Source organism: Streptomyces lateritius, assembly GCF_014649715.1.
GTDB classification, from domain to species: domain Bacteria; phylum Actinomycetota; class Actinomycetes; order Streptomycetales; family Streptomycetaceae; genus Streptomyces; species Streptomyces lateritius.
In genome coordinates, this window is the sequence record NZ_BMTO01000008.1 from 218,669 (window position 1) to 236,687 (window position 18,019).

The window sequence follows — 18,019 nt, forward strand, 5'->3', positions numbered from 1 at the left end:
CCTTAGGCTGCCGACCATGTGCGGAATCGTGGGTTACGTCGGCGGGCAGTCGGCGCTTGATGTGGTGATCGCGGGCCTCAAGCGGCTCGAGTACCGGGGCTACGACTCGGCCGGTGTCGCGGTGCTCTCCGACGGAGGACTGGCCGCCGCGAAGAAGGCGGGCAAGCTCGTCAATCTGGAGAAGGAGCTGGTGGACCGGCCGCTGCCGAGCGGCGCCACCGGCATCGGGCACACCCGCTGGGCCACGCACGGCGGGCCGACCGACGCCAACGCGCACCCGCATCTGGACAACGCGGGGCGCGTGGCCGTCGTCCACAACGGGATCATCGAGAACTTCGCCGCCCTGCGCGCCGAGCTGGAGGAGCGGGGCCACGACCTGGCGTCCGAGACGGACACCGAGGTCGTCGCCCATCTGCTCGCCGAGGAGTTCTCCTCCTGCGGCGACCTGGCGGAGGCGATGCGGCTGGTGTGCCGCCGCCTCGACGGGGCGTTCACGCTGGTCGCGGTGCACGCCGACGAGCCCGACGTGGTCGTCGGCGCGCGCCGCAACTCCCCGCTGGTGGTCGGCGTCGGCGAGGGGGAGTTCTTCCTCGCCTCCGACGTGGCCGCGTTCATCGCCCACACCCGCGCGGCCATCGAACTGGGCCAGGACCAGGTGGTGAAGTTGTCCCGCGAGGGCGTCGAGGTCACCGACTTCGTCGGCGCCCCCGCCGACGTACGGGCGTACCACGTCGACTGGGACGCCTCGGCCGCCGAGAAGGGCGGCTACGACTACTTCATGCTCAAAGAGATCGCCGAGCAGCCCAAGGCCGTCGCCGACACCCTCCTCGGGCGGATCGACGCCGAGGGCCGCCTCAGGCTCGACGAGGTGCGCATCCCCGACGCGGTGCTGCGCGAGGCCGACAAGGTCGTCATCATCGCCTGCGGCACCGCCTTCCACTCCGGTCTGATCGCGAAGTACGCCATCGAGCACTGGACCCGGATCCCCTGCGAGGTGGAACTCGCCAGCGAGTTCCGCTACCGCGACCCCATCCTCGGCCAGCGCACCCTCGTCATCGCCATCTCCCAGTCCGGCGAGACGATGGACACCCTGATGGCCCTGCGGCACGCGCGCGAGCAGGGCGCGAAGGTGCTCGCCATCTGCAACACGAACGGCTCCACGATCCCGAGGGAATCGGACGCCGTGCTCTACACGCATGCCGGTCCCGAGGTCGCCGTCGCGTCGACGAAGGCGTTCCTGACGCAATTGGTGGCCTGTTATCTGGTGGCGCTGTACCTGGGGCAGGTGCGCGGTACGAAGTGGGGCGACGAGATCCACGCCGTGATCCGCGAACTCGCCCGGAGCGCCGACGACGTCGAGCGCGTGCTGGAGACGATGGAGCCGGTGCGCGCACTGGCCCGCTCGCTCGCCCACAAGAACACGGTCCTCTTCCTCGGCCGGCACGTCGGCTACCCGGTGGCCCTCGAAGGGGCGTTGAAGCTGAAGGAACTGGCGTACATGCACGCCGAGGGCTTCGCCGCGGGCGAGCTCAAGCACGGGCCGATCGCGCTCATCGAGGAGGACCTGCCGGTCGTCGTCGTGGTGCCGTCCCCGAAGGGGCGGTCGGTCCTCCACGACAAGATCGTCTCCAACATCCAGGAGATCCGGGCGCGCGGGGCGCGGACGATCGTCATCGCCGAGGAGGGGGACGAGACCGTCGTCCCGTACGCCGACCATCTCATCCGTATCCCGGCAACGCCTACGCTGCTCCAGCCGCTGGTCTCCACCGTGCCGCTCCAGGTGTTCGCCTGCGAACTGGCGACGGCGCGCGGCAACGAGGTGGACCAGCCGCGCAACCTGGCGAAATCCGTGACCGTGGAGTGATGAGCGAATGATCATCGGGGTGGGCATCGACGTGGCCGAGGTGGACCGCTTCGCGGCCTCGCTGGAGCGGACCCCCGGGCTGCTCCAGCGGCTCTTCGTCGAACGCGAGCTGCTGCTGCCGAGCGGCGAGCGGCGTGGGCCCGCCTCACTGGCCGTCCGCTTCGCGGCGAAGGAGGCGCTGGCCAAGGCGCTCGGGGCGCCGGCGGGTCTGCACTGGACCGACGCGGAGGTGTACGTCGAGGAGAGCGGGCAGCCGCGGCTGCGGGTGCGCGGGACGGTGGCGGCGCGGGCGGCGGAGCTGGGGGTGCGGCACTGGCATGTGTCGCTGAGCCATGACGCGGGTGTGGCGTCGGCGGTGGTGATCGCGGAGGGCTAGGCCGTGTCCGGAAAGTCCCCTCCCGCGGCCCGACGAGGACGCAATCGGGCCGACTGACGGACAGGCCGGTGGGCCGCCTGCCGGTACCGCTGCCCCAGCGGCCCTCAGCGCCCCGCTACCGGGCCAGGCTGAGCAGGACCCTCTCCAGCATCTGCCGCAGGACCGCCCGGTCGGTGGCGTCCGGCCCGGGTCGCGTCACCCCGTCGTAGGTGAGTCCCTCGGCGAAGGCGACGACGATCCTTCCGCCTTCCGCCGGATCGGGGCTGCCGAGCGCCGTCGCCAGCAGCCGTGCCTGGCCGGCGAACCGCTCCCGGGCGCGGAGCAGTTCGGCGCCCAGCTCTCCCTCCGGGTGGCGCGCCGTCAGGAGGATGATCTCCAGGCGGGCGCGGGTGCGGTCGCGCTGGGGGCCGAGCCAGTGGGCGAGTACGCCCGCGAAGCGGTCCGCCACCTGGCGAACCGGTGGTGCCTCGGCCAGCTCCTCGGAGACGGTCGCCGCTTCGATGTCCGCCACTTCCTGTTCGGCGATGAACGCGACCACGGCGGCGAGCAGTGTCTGCCGGGTCCGGAAGTAGTAGCTGGTCGACCCGGCCGGCACCTTCGCCTGCCCGTCGACCGCCCGATGGGTGAGCCCTCGCAGGCCCTCCTCGGCGATGACCGCCACTGCCGCGGTGAGCAGCGCCTGTACGCGGGGGCTTCTGGCGCCGCTCACGCGACGGCCCGCTTCCTGAGCCTGCGGAGCATCATCCGGCGGACGAGGCCGCTGAACGGCTCGACGAGCCGCCAGTACCGCCCCATGGCGCGACGAGCGGTCTCGTCGAGGCACAGGACCCGGGTCTCGGTGACGACCCGCGTGCCGCCGGTGGGGGCGTCGGTGGCGAATCGCATGCTGAACGTCGCCTTCGCGTAGCCGGGTTCGTCGAATGCAAGGAACTCGCGCGGGCCTGTGACGTCCGGTCGCCCGTCGGCCGTTCCCATGGTCCACCACTGCCCCACGATTCCCCGGACCGTCTCTCGTGGTGGGTCTTCGGCCAGCGACAGGAAGCTGTCCCGCAGGTCCTTCTGTGACGACGGCGCCTCGCCGCCGCCGCTCTTCAGGCGGCCGACCTGCCGCCGCACGGCGAACAGCACCCGGACGAGCGGCCCCCACCCCTCCTCGCCGGCCCGCTCCATCTCCTGCCAGGCCGCCCACACCGCCTCCACCGGAGCCGGGATGACCGTCTGGTGCCGGGAGCCGAAGTCCGGGCGTGGGACGAACGTGCCTGCGAGTCCGCTCATGCGCCCGACTCTACATTTGTAGAGTCCGTGGGGGCGGGCGTTCTGCCGAGGCGGGGCCCGACGTCGATCTGGTCCGATCCGGCCGTGGCCGACGCGACACGGCCTCGGGGCAGGATGGCGATGCCGGTCCGGACCTGCGGCCGGTTCCGCCGGCATCGGTACCGGTACTCGCATCCGTACCGCCGCGCGCACCCGCGCCGCGCTCCGAGGGGGCGTCAACCCGCGCCCGCGCGCACGGGCTTGGGGTGTGCGGCAGACTGCGGGGCATGCGTACCGCTTACCGCGTGGAGACCGTCCGGGCCGCAGAGGCCGAGCTGATGAGCCGTCTGCCCGAGGGCACGCTCATGCGACGGGCGGCCGCGGGCCTCGCCGCCGCCTGCTTCTCGCTGCTCGGCCGCGGCCGGGTCTACGGGGCGAGGGTCGTCCTGCTCGTGGGCAGCGGGGACAACGGGGGCGACGCGCTCTACGCCGGGGCGCGACTCGCGCGGCGCGGGGCGGGGGTGACGGCCGTCCTGCTCGGCTCGCGCGCCCACGCGGGCGGGCTCGCGGCGCTGCGGGCGGCCGGAGGGCGGGTGGCTGAGGACCCGTTCGAGCCGCTCGCCACGGCCGATCTCGTCCTGGACGGGATCACCGGGATCGGCGGGCACGGCGGGCTGCGGCCGGACGCGGTCCCGGTCGCCCGGGCGGCGCGTGGCTCGGGCGCGGTCGTCGTCGCCGTCGACCTGCCGAGCGGGGTCGACGCGGACACCGGGGAGGTGGCCGGGGAGGTGCTGCGCGCGGACGCGACGGTGACCTTCGGGGCGTACAAGCCGGGGCTGCTGATCGATCCGGCACGGGAGTACGCGGGTGCGGTACGGCTCGTGGGCATCGGACTGGAGGACTTCCTGCCCTCCGTGCCCGAGCTCCAGGCCCTCCAGCACGAGGACGTGGCCCTGATGCTGCCGGTCCCGGCGGCCGAGAGCGACAAGTACCGGCGGGGTGTCGTGGGCGTGGTCGCCGGGTCCCGCCGTTACCCGGGCGCTGCGGTCCTCGCGGTGGCGGGCGCGCTGCACGGCGGCGCGGGGGCGGTGCGGTACGTCGGGCCGGCGGGGGAGGCCGTGATCGCGCGCTTCCCGGAGACGCTGGTGCACGCGGGGCCGCCGGCGAAGGCGGGGAGGGTGCAGGCGTGGGTGGTGGGGCCGGGGCTCGGTGACGCGCCGGGCGTGGACGACGTGCTGGCCTCGGACGTGCCGGTGGCGGTGGACGCGGACGGGCTGCGGGGCCTGTCGGCGGAGCTGGTCCGGGCCCGTACGGCGCCGACGCTGCTCACCCCGCACGCGGGGGAGGCGGCGGCGCTGCTGGGTGTCGCCCGGGAGGTGGTGGAGGCCGGTCGCCTCGCGGCGGTACGGGAGCTGGCGGCGCGCTTCGGGGCGACGGTGCTGCTGAAGGGCTCGACGACGCTGGTGGCGGAGGCCGGGGGGCGCGGGCCGGTCCGGGTGAACCCCACGGGCACGTCGTGGCTGGCAACGGCGGGCAGCGGCGACGTCCTGTCGGGTCTCGCGGGCTCCTTGCTGGCCGCCGGCCTGCCGGCCATCGACGCGGCCTCCACCGCCGCCTACCTGCACGGCCTCGCGGCCCGCCGGGCGTCGGGGGGCGCCTCGCCGATCGCGGCGGGAGAGGTGGCGTCGGCGCTGTCGGACGCGTGGCGGGACGTCACGTCGTAGGGGGAGGCCCCACCTCACCCCACCCGCGGTGGGCCCAGGTCGGGGGCCTCCGGCACACGTGGCCACGTCCGGTCGGGGAAAGCCTCGGAACAGGCGTGGGGTTGGGCGGGAGGGGGTGGGGTGGGGTGGGTGGGGTGCGGGCCGGCTACCGCCGGCTCGCCACGCCCTCCCGCAGCCGCGGATGAGTCGATCTCGGCCACGCCCACGCCAAGAAACTCCGGGACGTGTTGCGCAAGGGTGACCGGGTCTACATCTGGGGAAAGCGGCCCGGGAGCTGACACCTGAGAGACTGGGCGCGATGACTGAGACACCGCCGCCCCGCAGAGCCCGCGCCGAGATCGACCTCGGCGCGCTGCGTGCGAACGTCCGCACGCTGCGCGCCCGCGTCGCGCCCCATGCCCAGGTGATGGCCGTGGTCAAGGCGGACGCCTACGGACACGGCGCCGTCCGCTGTGCCCGCGCCGCCCTCGACGCGGGCGCCGGCTGGCTCGGCACGGCCACTCCCCACGAGGCACTCGCGCTGCGCGCCGCCGGGATCACGGAGGCCGACGCGCGGATCCTGTGCTGGCTCTGGACCCCCGGCGACCCCTGGGCGGACGGCGTCGAGGCCGGCCTCGACATGTCCGTCAGCGGGATGTGGGCCCTGCGCGAGGTCGTCGAGGCGGCCCGGGCCACGGGGAAGCGGGCGCGCGTCCAGCTCAAGGCCGACACCGGCCTCGGCCGCAACGGCTGCCAGCCCGCCGACTGGCCCGAACTCGTCGGTGAGGCCCTGAAGGCGGAGGGCCAGGGCCTGCTCGAGATCACCGGCCTCTGGTCGCACTTCGCCTGCGCCGACGAGCCCGGCCACCCCTCCATCGCCTCCCAGCTCGACGTCTTCCACACGATGCTGGAGCACGCCGAGAAGGCCGGCGTCGAGCCCGAGGTCCGGCACATCGCCAACTCCCCGGCCACCCTGACCCTGCCCGAGACCCACTTCGACCTCGTACGGCCGGGCATCGCCATGTACGGCGTCTCGCCCAGCCCCGAGCTCGGCACCTCCGCCGACTTCGGCCTGCGCCCGGTGATGACGCTCGCGGCGAGCATCGCCCTGGTCAAGCAGGTCCCGGCCGGGCACGGCGTCAGCTACGGACACCACTACGTCACCGAGCAGGAGACCCGCCTCGGTCTGGTGCCGCTCGGGTACGCCGACGGGATCCCGCGCCACGCCTCCGGCCGTGGCCCCGTCCTGGTCGGTGACCGGGTCCGCCGGGTGGCCGGCCGGGTCGCCATGGACCAGTTCGTGGTCGACCTCGGGAGCGACACCGTCGAGCCCGGCGCCGAGGCGCTGATCTTCGGCCCCGGCGACCGGGGCGAGCCGACCGCCGAGGACTGGGCGCGGGCCGCCGACACCATCGCGTACGAGATCGTCACGCGCATCGGCGCGCGCGTCCCCCGCGTCTATCTGAACGGGTGACAGCGGGCAGAGGCAGAGGAAGAGGCGGAGAGACAGGGAGCGGTACGTGAGCGAGTCCAGCACCGACAACTGGCGCCGGGCCGGGTTCGCCGGTGCCGCGATCGGCGTCCTGGCCGCCGGCGCGGCGGCCGGCGTCGCCCTGGAGCGGCTCACCGTCGGGCGCGGCATGCGCCAGAAGGCGCGCCTCGCCCTCGACGCCTCCGGCCCCTACGGCTCCCTCCGGGGCACCCCCGGCAAGGCGATCGCCGACGACACCACCGCCCTGTACTACGAGGTCGACGAGGTCGACCCGGATAACGGGCCCGGCAGCGCCCCGCGCAAGCGGCGGCTCTTCGGCCGCAAGGCCCCCGCCCCCGTCACGGTCGTCTTCAGCCACGGCTACTGCCTCACCCAGGACTCCTGGCACTTCCAGCGCTCGGCGCTGCGCGGCCTGGTCCGTACCGTTCACTGGGACCAGCGCAGCCACGGACGGTCGGACCGGGGGGTCGCCCAGTCCGGGCCCGACGGGCTGCCCGTCTCCATCGACCGGCTCGGCCGCGACCTGAAGACCGTCATCGACGCCGCCGCGCCCGAGGGGCCGCTGGTCCTGGTCGGGCACTCGATGGGCGGCATGACGATCATGGCGCTCGCCGACGCGTTTCCCGAGCTGATCCGCGAGCGGGTCGTCGGGGTGGCCTTCGTCGGCACCTCCACGGGCCGGCTCGGCGAGGTGAACTACGGGCTGCCGACGGCCGGGGTCAACGCGGTGCGGCGGGTGCTGCCCGGCGTCCTGAAGGCGCTCGGCTCGCAGGCGGAGCTGGTCGAGCGAGGCCGCAGGGCCACCGCCGACCTGTTCGCCGGGCTGATCAAGAAGTACTCCTTCTCCTCCAAGGACGTGGACCCGGCGGTCGCCCGGTTCGCGGAGCGGATGATCGAGTCGACCCCGATCGACGTGGTCGCCGAGTTCTACCCGGCCTTCGCCGAGCACGACAAGGCGGAGGCGCTCGCCGCCTTCCGCGACGTGCCGGTGCTCGCCCTGGCCGGTGACCGCGACCTGGTCACCCCGAGTTCGCACACCGAGGCCATCGCCGATCTGCTGCCGGACAGCGAACTGGTCATCGTGCCGGACGCCGGGCACCTGGTGATGCTGGAGCACCCCGAGGCGGTCACGGACCGGCTGGCGGACCTGCTCGCCCGGGTCGGCGCGGTCCCCGCGACAGCGGCGAAGGCGGGTTCGGGCAGCAGCTAGATTTGGCCGTATGGAAGCACCGCTCACCCCCTCCACCCCCGCCTCCGGGGCCACGCTCGACGTCGACTCCCCCGAGCAGATGCAGGAGATCGGCCGCCGGCTGGCCAAGCTGCTCCGCCCCGGCGACCTGGTGATGCTCACCGGCGAGCTCGGCGCCGGGAAGACGACGCTCACCCGCGGCCTGGGCGAGGGCCTCGGAGTCCGGGGCGCCGTCACCTCCCCGACCTTCGTGATCGCCCGCGTCCACCCCTCCCTGGCCGGCGGCCCGGCCCTGGTCCATGTCGACGCCTACCGCCTCGGCGGCGGCCTCGACGAGATGGAGGACCTCGACCTGGACGTCTCGCTGCCCGAGTCGGTGGTCGTCGTCGAGTGGGGTGACGGCAAGGTCGAGGACCTGACGGACGACCGGCTGCACGTGCTGATCCACCGGGTCGTCGGCGACACGGACGACGACCGGCGCACGGTCGTGCTGCGCGGGATCGGCGCACGGTGGGCCGACGAGGACCTGCGGCTCGGATGAGGCCGGGCGGCTGAACGTACGTAGGTTCCGACAAGGTGTCGGGAAGATGTTGCATCGGTCGTACGAGCCGTGGTGACATGGGTGCACGAGCTGGTTAGGTGTACCTAACCTACGGGAGGCATGCATGGCGACGCCAGAGCGCGCGGAAGAGCGCATCTCGATGAGTGACCTGCTGGCGTCCTGTGCCGCCGCGAGCGCGGTGTCGACACCACCGCGCGAGACGGAACCGGCGGAGGCCGAGCCCGGCGTCGAGCAAGAGACCCCGGTCCGGCGCGAGGCCGCGTAGGAGACGCTTCGTACGGACTCGCGGGAGACGGCGTAGAGACGCGTCGTGAGGACCCGCCGGAGACCGGTGCGCGGGTACCCCGTACGGGCGGTCTACGCGACGACGACGACCTTCGCGCCGATCGAGGCGAACGTCCACATCGCCTCGCCGTCCGCCCGCTTCATGCGGATGCCGCCCGTCTTCCGCGACGGGTCCGGCGTCGGCAGCGAGCCGTCGACCGCCGCGCTGAAGCCGATCGAGACGTCCTGGACCGTGGCGAACCGCACCACGTGCTCGATCTGCACGCCGTCCGAGCCCGTCACCGAGCCGGAGCGGGACGTGACGGTGTACGCCCCCGGCACCGGGTGGACCGTACTCGGCATCACCGAGAAGGTGTGGGTGGCCTGGCCCTTCTCGTCCACGAGCCACACACGGCGCTCGGCCAGCGCGTACACGACGCGCGCGCCGGTGCCCGAGTGCGCCGGGACGGCGAGGGGGTCCTTCACCTGCTTCTGGGCGCCGCCCTTCGCGGGTGCCGACGGGGCCGAGCTCGGCGTCCTCGACCCGACCGCCGAGACGTCCGCGGGCGCGTTGGCCGACGCCTGATAGGCGAGGAAGGCGACCGCGGCGACCGCCGCCGCGGTGAGCGCGGCCACGAACCCCGAGCTGCTCCTAGCCACCGTGCCAACCTCCCTACCCCCGGAGCCCTCGGCCCGGGAGGTGCCCCACGTCCTGTTCGAGTGGTGACGTTAGCAGCAGCCGGCCGGCGGGACGGGGCGCCGTGCCCTGCGCGCGGGAGCCGTAGGCTGTTTGCGTGCTCTTGCTCGCCATGGATACCGCCACACCCGCCGTCACCGTCGCCCTCCACGACGGCGGCTCCGTCGTCGCCGAGTCCCGGCAGGTCGACGCACGCCGCCACGGGGAGCTGTTGCTGCCCGCCGTCGACCGGGTCCTCAAGGAGGCCGGGCTGACGCTCGACGCGGTCACCGGCATCGTGGTCGGCGTCGGACCGGGGCCGTACACCGGCCTGCGTGTGGGTCTGGTCACCGCCGCCACCTTCGCCTCCGCGCTCGGCGTGCCCGTGCACGGTCTGTGCACGCTCGACGGACTCGCCCACGCCTCCGGGATCGAGGAGCCGTTCGTCGTCGCGACGGACGCGCGCCGAAAGGAGGTCTACTGGGCGCGGTACGACAACTCGCGTACGCGCGTGACCGAAGCGGCCGTCGACCGGCCGGCCGAGATCGCCGGACAGGTCGCGGGTCTGCCCGTCGTCGGCGCCGGCGCCCGCCTGTACCCCGAGGTCTTCCCCGACGCCCGCGACCCCGAGCACCAGTCCGCCGGCGCGCTCGCCGCGCTGGCGGCGGAGAAGCTCGCGGCCGGCACGGACGACTTCCTCGACCCGCTGCCGATGTATCTGCGCCGGCCCGACGCCCAGGTGCCGAAGAACTACAAGGTGGTCACCCCCAAGTGACCGCCGTGACGACGTCCGCCGCCGTGCTGCGTGAGATGCGCTGGTGGGACATCGCGCCCGTGCTGACCCTCGAACACGATCTGTTCCCCGAGGACGCCTGGTCCGAGGGGATGTTCTGGTCCGAGCTCGCGCACGCGCGCGGCGCGCGGGCCACCCGCCGCTACGTGGTCGCCGAGGACCCGGCGGACGGCCGGCTCGTCGGCTACGCCGGACTGGCCGCCGCCGGCGGCCTCGGCGACGTCCAGACGATCGCCGTCGCCCGCGACCAGTGGGGGACCGGGCTCGGCGCCCGACTGCTGACCGATCTGCTCCAGCACGCCACCGCCTTCGAGTGCGAGGAGGTGCTGCTGGAGGTACGGGTGGACAACACCCGGGCCCAGAAGCTGTACGAGCGCTTCGGCTTCGAGCCCATCGGCTTCCGGCGCGGCTACTACCAGCCGGGCAACGTGGACGCGCTCGTGATGCGACTGACCGTTCAAGGAACTGAGACTGATTCTGATGGCTGCTGACGAACCGCTCGTACTCGGCATCGAGACCTCCTGCGACGAGACCGGCGTCGGCATCGTGCGGGGCACGACCCTGCTCGCCGACGCCATCGCGTCGAGCGTCGACACCCACGCGCGCTACGGCGGGGTCGTCCCCGAGATCGCCTCGCGCGCGCACCTGGAGGCGATGGTCCCCACCATCGAGCGCGCCCTGAAGACGGCCGGGGTCTCCGCGCGCGACCTCGACGGCATCGCGGTCACCGCCGGACCCGGACTCGCGGGCGCGCTGCTCGTCGGCGTCTCGGCGGCGAAGGCGTACGCGTACGCCCTCGGCAAGCCGCTGTACGGCGTGAACCACCTGGCCTCGCACATCTGCGTCGACCAGCTGGAGCACGGCCCGCTGCCCGAGCCCACCATGGCGCTCCTGGTCTCCGGCGGCCACTCCTCGCTGCTCCTCGCACCCGACATCACCGCCGACGTGCGTCCGATGGGCGCGACGATCGACGACGCGGCCGGTGAGGCCTTCGACAAGATCGCGCGCGTGCTCGACCTCGGCTTCCCCGGCGGCCCGGTGATCGACCGGCTCGCCAAGGAGGGCGACCCGAACGCGATCGCCTTCCCGCGCGGCCTGACCGGCGCCAAGGACCCCGCGTACGACTTCTCCTTCTCCGGCCTGAAGACGGCCGTGGCCCGCTGGATCGAGGCGAAGCGGGCGGCGGGCGAGGAGGTGCCGGTACGGGACGTGGCGGCCTCCTTCCAGGAGGCGGTCGTCGACGTGCTGACCCGCAAGGCCGTCCGTGCCTGCAAGGACGAGGGCGTCGACCACCTGATGATCGGCGGCGGCGTGGCGGCCAACTCGCGCCTGCGGGCGCTGGCCGAGGAGCGGTGCGAGCGGGCCGGGATCCGGCTGCGGGTGCCGCGGCCCGGACTCTGCACGGACAACGGCGCGATGGTGGCGGCGCTCGGCGCAGAGATGGTCGCCCGCAACCGGCCGGCCTCCGACCTGGAGCTGTCGGCGGACTCCTCCCTGCCGGTGACGGACCCGCACGTCCCGGGGAACCACGGCCACGACCACGTGCATGAGGTGAGCAAGGAGAACCTCTACCCATGAGGGTCGTCCTGATGTGGGAGGCGCGCGCGGTCCAGGGCCGTGGCGCCGAGCTCCTGGAGTGGGCGCGGGCGCGGATCCTGCCGTACGAGCCGCTGCGGCGCGAGACCTTCCGCGCCCCACAGGACCGGGTGCTCGTGCTGACCTGGTGGGAGGCGCCCGCGCTCGACGCCGAGCTGCCCGAGCTGCCCGAGCCGGCGGCGGACCTGGTCACCCGTCCGGTGCACCGTTGGCGTTTCGAGTCCGTGGACTGAGGCAACCTCCGGTCCTTTTGTCACATCATCTACTCCGTGACATGTGGCGTGGACAAGAAGATCGTGACGTGGGCGGCGCTGACCGTCGCGGCTCTGCTGATGACGGGCTGTGCTTCCGGGGCGGACGCCCCCGCGCGCGGGGCGTCCGGCGCTCCCGCGGCGGCGCCGGCCCCCGAGGCGCCGAAAGCCCCCGACAAGGCGGCCCGGGCCGCCGCCGCGTACCGCGAGTGGGGCCTGAAGCCTCTCGCCGCGCCGCCCGCCCCGCCGAGGACCAAGCCGGTGAGGAGGACGGTCGGCGGGCCCGTACCGGTCATCAGCGAGATCCCGACGAAGGACAGGGTCGTCTTCATCACGATCGACGACGGGGCCGAGAAGGACCCGGAGTTCCTGAGGATGATGCGGGAGCTCGACGTCCCGGTGACGCTGTTCCTCACCGACTCCGCCATCCGCACCAACTACGGCTACTTCAAGCCGTTCGCCACTCTCGGTCACGGCATCGCCAACCACACCCTCACCCACCCCAACCTGCGCACCCTCGGCCGCGCGGCCCAGCGTCAGGAGATCTGCGGACAGCAGACGCGACTGGCCGAGGAGTACGGGACGACCCCGCGGCTCTTCCGCCCGCCCTACGGCAACTGGAACGAGGACACCCGCGCGGCGGCCGGGGAGTGCGGTGTGGACGCGATCGTGCTGTGGCGCGAGTCGATGCAGATCACGAACATGCAGTACCAGCGCGGGGACAAGAGGCTGCACCCCGGTGACATCATCCTGGCCCACTTCCGCGGCCCGTCGGAACTCAAGGGCACGACGATGACCGAGATGACGGCCAACCTGCTCCGCCACATCCAGGAGCAGGGCTTCACGGTGGCCCGGCTGGAGGACTACGTCTGAGACCGCCCGGGGCCGCCGCTCCCAGAGGTTCCCGGAAATTTCTTCGCGAGTGGTGTCGACGCGGGCCGAGCCCGTTCGACGTAGGAGTGAGAGGCGGGGAACGGCCCCGCCCGCCACGCGAGGAGACAGATCATGCCCCGCTTTCTGACGCTGGTCCGCATCGAAGAGGGCGCCTTCCAGATGGAGGAGGCCGACCCCGGCTTCGAGGAGCGCATGGGCGCGCTGTTCGAGGAGATCACCAAGGCCGGCGTGATGCTGGAGACGGCCGGTCTCAAGCCGACCTCCGAGTCCACCCGGGTCGTCTGGGAGGGCGGGAAGATCAGCTACACCGACGGCCCCTTCACCGAGACGAAGGAGGTCGTCGGCGGCTACTCGATCTCCCAGTGCCGGGACATGGCGGAGGCCGTCGAGTGGTCGAAGCGGTTCCTGGAGATTCACCCGCCGCAGTGGAAGGTGACCTGCGAGGTCCGCGAGATCGAAGAGATGTAGGCACCGCCGGGGCGGGTGCTGTCATGGTGGATCCATGACCGCACCCGCCCCCGCCGCCGTCGAGACGGTCTTCCGCATGGAGTCGGCGCGGATCATCGCCGCCGTGGCGAGGATCGTGCGCGATGTCGGCATCGCCGAGGAGATCGCCCAGGACGCGCTCGTCGCCGCCCTCGAACAGTGGCCGCGGACGGGGGTGCCGGACCGGCCGGGCGCCTGGCTGACGGCCGCCGCCAAGAACCGCGCCGTCGACCTCGTACGGCGCCGTGAGACGTACGCGCGCAAGCTCGCGGAGGTGGGGCGCGAGCTGACCGAGGAGGCGTACGACCCGGAGCCGGCCGGGCCCGGTGACATCGACGACGACCTGCTGCGGCTGATCTTCACCGCCTGCCACCCCGTTCTCTCCGCCCGGGCGCGGACCGCGCTGACCCTGCGACTGGTCGGCGGGCTGCGGACGGACGAGATCGCCCGCGCCTTCCTCGTACCGGAAGCGACCGTGGCCCAGCGGATCGTGCGGGCGAAGCGGAGCCTCGCGAAGGCCGGGGTGGAGTTCGAGGTGCCGTACGGGGAGGAGCGGGCGGCCCGGCTCGGGTCCGTCCTGGAGGTCATCTACCTGATCTTCAACGAGGGGTACTCGGCCACGGCGGGCGACGACCTGCTGCGACCGGCGCTGTGCGAGGACGCACTGAGGCTGGCCAGGGTGCTGGCCGCGCTGATGCCCAAGGAGAGCGAAGTCCACGGTCTCGCCGCCCTGTTGGAGATCCAGGCCTCGCGGACGGCGGCCCGGACAGGCCCGGACGGGCAGCCGGTGCTGCTCGCCGAGCAGAACCGGAGCCGCTGGAACCGGTCGTTGATCCGGCGCGGGTTCGCCGCGCTCGAACGGGCGGCGGAGGGTGGCGTCCACGGGCCTTACGCCCTCCAGGCCGCCATCGCCGCCTGTCACGCGAAGGCGGTGACGTACGAGGAGACGGACTGGCGGACCATCGCCGCGCTGTACGGCCGGCTGGCGGCCGTCGCACCGTCGCCTGTGGTCGAGTTGAACCGGGCGGTCGCGGTGTCGAGGGCGCAGGGCCCGGAGGCGGGGCTCGCGCTCGTCGACGCCCTGGCCGGTGAACCCGCCCTGGCGGACTACCACTTGCTGCCGAGCGTACGGGGAGACCTGCTGGACCGGTTGGGGCGTACGGAGGAGGCCCGGGCGGCGTTCGAGCGGGCGGCCTCGCTGACCCGCAACACACGCGAGCGGGAACTGCTGCGCGAACGGGCGCGGCGGGCGGGCGCGGTGGGGGAGTGATCGCTGGGTAGTCTCGTGGGCATGTCACGCCGTACCCCGCTTCCTCCCCCTCCGCCGCCCGCCGAGATACAGAGCTGGCCCGACCGGGAGGCCCTGCTCGCGGACCGCGCGCGGGCCATGGGCGAGCTCAACCGCCGTCTGCTCGGCGGCGGGAGGCTGGCGGTGTTCCTGGTGTGGGTCGCGACCCTGCTGCTGGGCTGGGGGTTCGCCGGGGGCGGGCTCGTCGCCCTGGAGGACGCCATCGACCCGATCTCGATGATGTTCGTCTTCGTCCTCGTGGCGATCGGCCTGTGCGTGCTCGTTCCCGCGGTCTACTTCCTGGGCCGAGGTGTGTGGCTCGACCGTGAGGCGCGTGACCGCCTGCTGCGGTGGGCCGCCCTGGACTGTGACCCCGTCGCCGACGCCCGCCTGCGGGAACCCGTCCTCAGCGCCGCGTGGCTGGTGCTCTCCTTCGCGCTCTGCGCGCTCGGTCTGTGGGTGTCCCTGGCCGCGCCCGCCGAGCTGGTCGGGCCGGGGCTCGGCGGGTACGGGACGGTCGCCTTCCTCATGGGCACCGCCCTCGGGCTCTGGATCCCCGGACTGACCGGATTCGTCAAGGCGATCGGTCACTACCGCTTCGCGGTCCGGCTCATCGCGCCTGAGGGCTCGCGGGGTCGTTCGCCGGATGACGTACCGGGTGGCCGATCAGCATCGTCGGGGCGCCCGCGACCCGAGTGAGGAAGACAGTGGCGGAGTTCTTGCCCTTCGGCTTGATCCTTCGGCGGAGCTCCTCCGGTTCGACCGCCGAGCCGCGCTTCTTCACCGTCAGCGTGCCGACCTCCCGCTCGCGCAGCAGCGCCTTCAGCTTCTTCAGGTTGAAGGGGATCTCGTCGGTGATCTCGTACGCGGTGGCGTAGGGGGTCGGCATGAGCCCGTCCGCCGTCACATAGGCGATGGTCTCGTCGATCAGGCCGCCGTCCAGCTCCCGGGCGACCTCGGCGACCAGGTGGGCGCGGATGACGGCGCCGTCCGGTTCGTAGAGGTAGCGGCCGACCGGACGGACCGCCGGGTCGGGGAGCGGCGTCGCGGTCCACAGCGAGGTGCGGGCCGGGAGCAGGGTCGCGCGGACCGAGCCGGGGTCGGTGCCGAACCAGAGCACGGCCTCCTTCACGTCGCCGCCGTCCGAGATCCACTCGGCCTCGGCGTCCTCGGGGACCGCCTCGTGCGGCACCCCGGGCGCGATCTTCAGCGCCGCGTGCGGGGCTCTGCGGGCGGCCTGGACGGCCCAGGAGAGCGGCGGGGAGTACGCCTCCGGGTCGAAGATCCGCCCGCGCCCGCCGCGCCGCGCGGGATCGACGAAGACGGCGTCGTACGGGGAGGTGTCGATCTCGGTCACGTCCGCGCAGCGGACCTCGATGAGGTCGGTGAGGCCCAGCGCCTCGGCGTTCGCGCGGGCCGCCTCGACCGTCGGCGGGTCGCGGTCGACGGCCAGGACGGAGATCCCGGCGCGCGCGAACGCGATCGCGTCGCCGCCGATCCCGCCGCACAGGTCGGCGACGCTCCGGACCCCGAGCTCCCTCATGCGCTCGGCCCGGTAGGCGCCGACCGAGGCCCGGGTCGACTGCTCGACGCCGTTGGGCGTGAAGTACATCCGGTACGCGTCCTCGGCGCCGAACTTGGCGACCGCGCGCTGCCGCAGCCGGGCCTGGCCCAGGGCCGCCGTGACCAGTTCGGGGGGGTGCTCGCGGCGCAGCCGGGAGGCGACCGCCAGTTCGTGGGCGGGGTCGTAGTCGCGCAGGGCGGCGAGGAGCGTCTGGCCCTCGGGGGTGAGCAGGGCGGTGAAGGCGGCGAGGTCGGTCACCCGCCCCATTGTGAGCCCTGGTGCCGTGTGGGCCGGCCGGGGGACCGTGCGCGCGGCGCCGCGGTGTCGTGGCGGTGGGAGGGGGTCGCCGCTGACAGGATGCGACGCCATGCAGCTAGTACGACAAAAAGAAGAAATGCGCTCGATTCGAGCCACCCGCACGCTCCCCCTGCGCCGGTCGGTCGGTGCGGTGCTGCTCGTCGCCGCCCTCGCGTCCGCCTGCGCCGAGCCGTCCGACGGCGCGGGCGGAGCCGGAGGGGCCGGTGGCGGGGACGGCTCGCAGGGGAAACCCGCCCCCGGTCAGCCCCGGGAGCAGGCGCAGGGGGCGTCCGGCGCCCTCAACGCGTACGTGGAGAAGGTCCGCAAGCAGCGTGCCGCCCGGGCGATCGCCGCCAAGAAGTGGGGGCTCGACCGGCCCCCGCTGGACGCGCCGGCCCCGCCCGCCGTGAAGCCGAGGATCACCACGCGCAAGGGGTTCGAGACCGACGGCGAGGGTCTGCCGCCGGTCTTCACCACCGTGCCGACGAAGGAGAAGGTCGTCTTCCTGACGATCGACGACGGCGCGGAGAAGGACCCCGAGCTGCTGCGGATGATGAGCGAGCTGCGCATCCCGTACAGCGCCTTCCTCAGCGACTATCTCGTCAAGGAGGACTACGGCTACTTCAAGAAGATGCAGGACGCCGGCGTCTCGCTGCACAACCACACCCTGAACCACCGCTACATGCCCGGGCTCTCCTACGAGGCGCAGAAGCGGGAGATCTGCGGGATGCAGGACACCATCGAGAAGCGGTACGGGAAGCGGCCCCCGCTCTTCCGGCCGCCGTACGGCAACTACAACGAGGACACGCTGCGCGCGGCCAGGTCGTGCGGGGTGAAGGCGGTCCCGCTGTGGGCGGCGGAGGCGTTCCCGGACCGGATGGAGTGGCGCGAGTGGGACCGGGACCTGCACCCCGGTGACATCGTGCTCACGCACTTCCGCGGCAAGGGCGACTGGAAGGGCTCCATGCCGGACATGATCCGTCATGTGATGAAGACGATCACCGCCAAGGGCTACGCGGTCGCCAAACTCGAGGACTACGTGTGACCCGGGCGCGCCGGCTGCCGGCCGGCCTGGCCCTGGCCGGCGCGCTGCTCGCCCTCCCGGGGTGCGCGTCGTCCGTGGACCCGATCGAACGGCTGGGCCGCAAGGCGGCGGAGCGGGTGGGGGAGGGGCGGGCGATCCGCGAGGCGGCGGCCCGGGTGCTCGACGGAACTCTCCGGTCCGCGGTGCCGTTTCCCGTACCGGACGCCCCGGCGTCGAGCCGGGCCGACCGCGCCGCCCGAGCACGCCACGGGACCGCCTCCTGATCGCGCCGTGATCACGCCACATGGCTCTGAATTGGCACTCCGCTTGACCGAGTGCTAATCGCGGTCATAGTCTCAGCTCTGGCACTCACCACTGGAGAGTGCCAACACAGCGACGGGCAGGTCCGGCACCCGCGACGACGGATCCACCTGGTCGCCACCTCA

The 18,019-nt window shown here is 73.1% G+C and carries 21 protein-coding genes; 17 read left to right on the top strand and 4 right to left on the bottom strand.

Annotated features, from left to right (window positions below):
• Positions 1–16 precede the first annotated feature (16 nt).
• Positions 17–1,864, top strand: a complete 1,848-nt coding sequence (glmS, locus tag IE136_RS18365) for a glutamine--fructose-6-phosphate transaminase (isomerizing) (RefSeq protein ID WP_158989459.1) — start codon at positions 17–19, stop codon at positions 1,862–1,864.
• 7 nt (positions 1,865–1,871) lie between these two features.
• Positions 1,872–2,240 (top strand): holo-ACP synthase, encoded by a 369-nt coding sequence (locus tag IE136_RS18370; protein ID WP_158989461.1) that lies wholly within the window; start codon positions 1,872–1,874, stop codon positions 2,238–2,240.
• A gap of 115 nt (positions 2,241–2,355) precedes the next feature.
• Here the strand turns inward: IE136_RS18370 and IE136_RS18375 are convergent, their stop codons facing one another.
• A complete protein-coding gene (locus tag IE136_RS18375) occupies positions 2,356–2,949 on the bottom strand; it encodes a TetR/AcrR family transcriptional regulator (RefSeq protein ID WP_158989463.1) in 594 nt (197 codons plus the stop codon).
• Positions 2,946–3,515, bottom strand: coding sequence for a hypothetical protein (locus tag IE136_RS18380; protein ID WP_158989465.1), 570 nt, complete (start codon positions 3,513–3,515; stop codon positions 2,946–2,948). Before IE136_RS18380 ends, IE136_RS18375 begins: the two co-directional genes overlap by 4 nt.
• Before the next feature lie 266 nt (positions 3,516–3,781).
• Here IE136_RS18380 and IE136_RS18385 point away from each other — a divergent pair, with 266 nt between their 5' ends.
• From IE136_RS18385 to IE136_RS18405, 5 genes are all read left to right on the top strand, one after another.
• Entirely contained in the window at positions 3,782–5,218 is a 1,437-nt protein-coding gene (locus IE136_RS18385; protein WP_189600874.1) for an NAD(P)H-hydrate dehydratase, read from the top strand.
• A gap of 298 nt (positions 5,219–5,516) precedes the next feature.
• On the top strand, positions 5,517–6,671 hold the full coding sequence (gene alr, locus IE136_RS18390; RefSeq protein ID WP_158989469.1) for an alanine racemase: 1,155 nt from the start codon (positions 5,517–5,519) through the stop codon (positions 6,669–6,671).
• A gap of 46 nt (positions 6,672–6,717) precedes the next feature.
• Positions 6,718–7,899 (top strand): alpha/beta fold hydrolase, encoded by a 1,182-nt coding sequence (locus IE136_RS18395; protein WP_158989471.1) that lies wholly within the window; start codon positions 6,718–6,720, stop codon positions 7,897–7,899.
• Between the two features lie 10 nt (positions 7,900–7,909).
• The gene (tsaE, locus tag IE136_RS18400; RefSeq protein WP_158989473.1) at positions 7,910–8,419 is read left to right on the top strand and encodes a tRNA (adenosine(37)-N6)-threonylcarbamoyltransferase complex ATPase subunit type 1 TsaE; all 510 of its coding nucleotides are present in this window, start codon (positions 7,910–7,912) and stop codon (positions 8,417–8,419) included.
• A gap of 124 nt (positions 8,420–8,543) precedes the next feature.
• Positions 8,544–8,705, top strand: coding sequence for a hypothetical protein (locus IE136_RS18405; RefSeq protein WP_189600875.1), 162 nt, complete (start codon positions 8,544–8,546; stop codon positions 8,703–8,705).
• Between the two features lie 92 nt (positions 8,706–8,797).
• Here the strand turns inward: IE136_RS18405 and IE136_RS18410 are convergent, their stop codons facing one another.
• Positions 8,798–9,340 carry a hypothetical protein gene (locus IE136_RS18410; protein ID WP_158994591.1) on the bottom strand — a complete coding sequence of 181 codons (543 nt, stop codon included), beginning with the start codon at positions 9,338–9,340 and terminating at the stop codon, positions 8,798–8,800.
• A 158-nt stretch (positions 9,341–9,498) separates the two neighbouring features.
• Here IE136_RS18410 and tsaB point away from each other — a divergent pair, with 158 nt between their 5' ends.
• From tsaB to IE136_RS18450, 8 genes are all read left to right on the top strand, one after another.
• Positions 9,499–10,155 carry a tRNA (adenosine(37)-N6)-threonylcarbamoyltransferase complex dimerization subunit type 1 TsaB gene (gene tsaB / locus IE136_RS18415; RefSeq protein ID WP_158989475.1) on the top strand — a complete coding sequence of 219 codons (657 nt, stop codon included), beginning with the start codon at positions 9,499–9,501 and terminating at the stop codon, positions 10,153–10,155.
• Between the two features lie 5 nt (positions 10,156–10,160).
• Complete coding sequence (gene rimI, locus IE136_RS18420; protein ID WP_189600934.1) at positions 10,161–10,664, top strand: ribosomal protein S18-alanine N-acetyltransferase; 504 nt, start codon at positions 10,161–10,163, stop codon at positions 10,662–10,664.
• Positions 10,654–11,751 carry a tRNA (adenosine(37)-N6)-threonylcarbamoyltransferase complex transferase subunit TsaD gene (gene tsaD, locus IE136_RS18425; RefSeq protein WP_189600876.1) on the top strand — a complete coding sequence of 366 codons (1,098 nt, stop codon included), beginning with the start codon at positions 10,654–10,656 and terminating at the stop codon, positions 11,749–11,751. The genes rimI and tsaD overlap by 11 nt, the downstream gene beginning before the upstream one ends.
• Positions 11,748–12,002, top strand: coding sequence for a hypothetical protein (locus tag IE136_RS18430; RefSeq protein WP_158989479.1), 255 nt, complete (start codon positions 11,748–11,750; stop codon positions 12,000–12,002). The genes tsaD and IE136_RS18430 overlap by 4 nt, the downstream gene beginning before the upstream one ends.
• A 99-nt stretch (positions 12,003–12,101) precedes the next feature.
• A complete protein-coding gene (locus IE136_RS18435) occupies positions 12,102–12,893 on the top strand; it encodes a polysaccharide deacetylase family protein (RefSeq protein WP_158994595.1) in 792 nt (263 codons plus the stop codon).
• A 132-nt stretch (positions 12,894–13,025) separates the two neighbouring features.
• Positions 13,026–13,382: a YciI family protein gene (locus IE136_RS18440; protein WP_158989481.1), complete on the top strand. Its 357-nt coding sequence runs from the start codon at positions 13,026–13,028 to the stop codon at positions 13,380–13,382.
• Between the two features lie 34 nt (positions 13,383–13,416).
• A complete protein-coding gene (locus IE136_RS18445) occupies positions 13,417–14,670 on the top strand; it encodes an RNA polymerase sigma factor (RefSeq protein ID WP_189600877.1) in 1,254 nt (417 codons plus the stop codon).
• 21 nt (positions 14,671–14,691) lie between these two features.
• Positions 14,692–15,387: a hypothetical protein gene (locus IE136_RS18450; protein ID WP_189600878.1), complete on the top strand. Its 696-nt coding sequence runs from the start codon at positions 14,692–14,694 to the stop codon at positions 15,385–15,387.
• Here the strand turns inward: IE136_RS18450 and IE136_RS18455 are convergent.
• A complete protein-coding gene (locus IE136_RS18455) occupies positions 15,299–16,519 on the bottom strand; it encodes a THUMP-like domain-containing protein (RefSeq protein WP_158989487.1) in 1,221 nt (406 codons plus the stop codon). The two genes, IE136_RS18450 and IE136_RS18455, sit on opposite strands and share 89 nt — an antisense overlap.
• A 127-nt stretch (positions 16,520–16,646) precedes the next feature.
• On the opposite strand from IE136_RS18455, the gene IE136_RS18460 reads away from it, so the two are divergent.
• Positions 16,647–17,594: a polysaccharide deacetylase family protein gene (locus tag IE136_RS18460; RefSeq protein ID WP_229818938.1), complete on the top strand. Its 948-nt coding sequence runs from the start codon at positions 16,647–16,649 to the stop codon at positions 17,592–17,594.
• Positions 17,591–17,857 (top strand): hypothetical protein, encoded by a 267-nt coding sequence (locus tag IE136_RS36745; protein WP_373309086.1) that lies wholly within the window; start codon positions 17,591–17,593, stop codon positions 17,855–17,857. Before IE136_RS18460 ends, IE136_RS36745 begins: the two co-directional genes overlap by 4 nt.
• Positions 17,858–18,019: the final 162 nt, after the last annotated feature.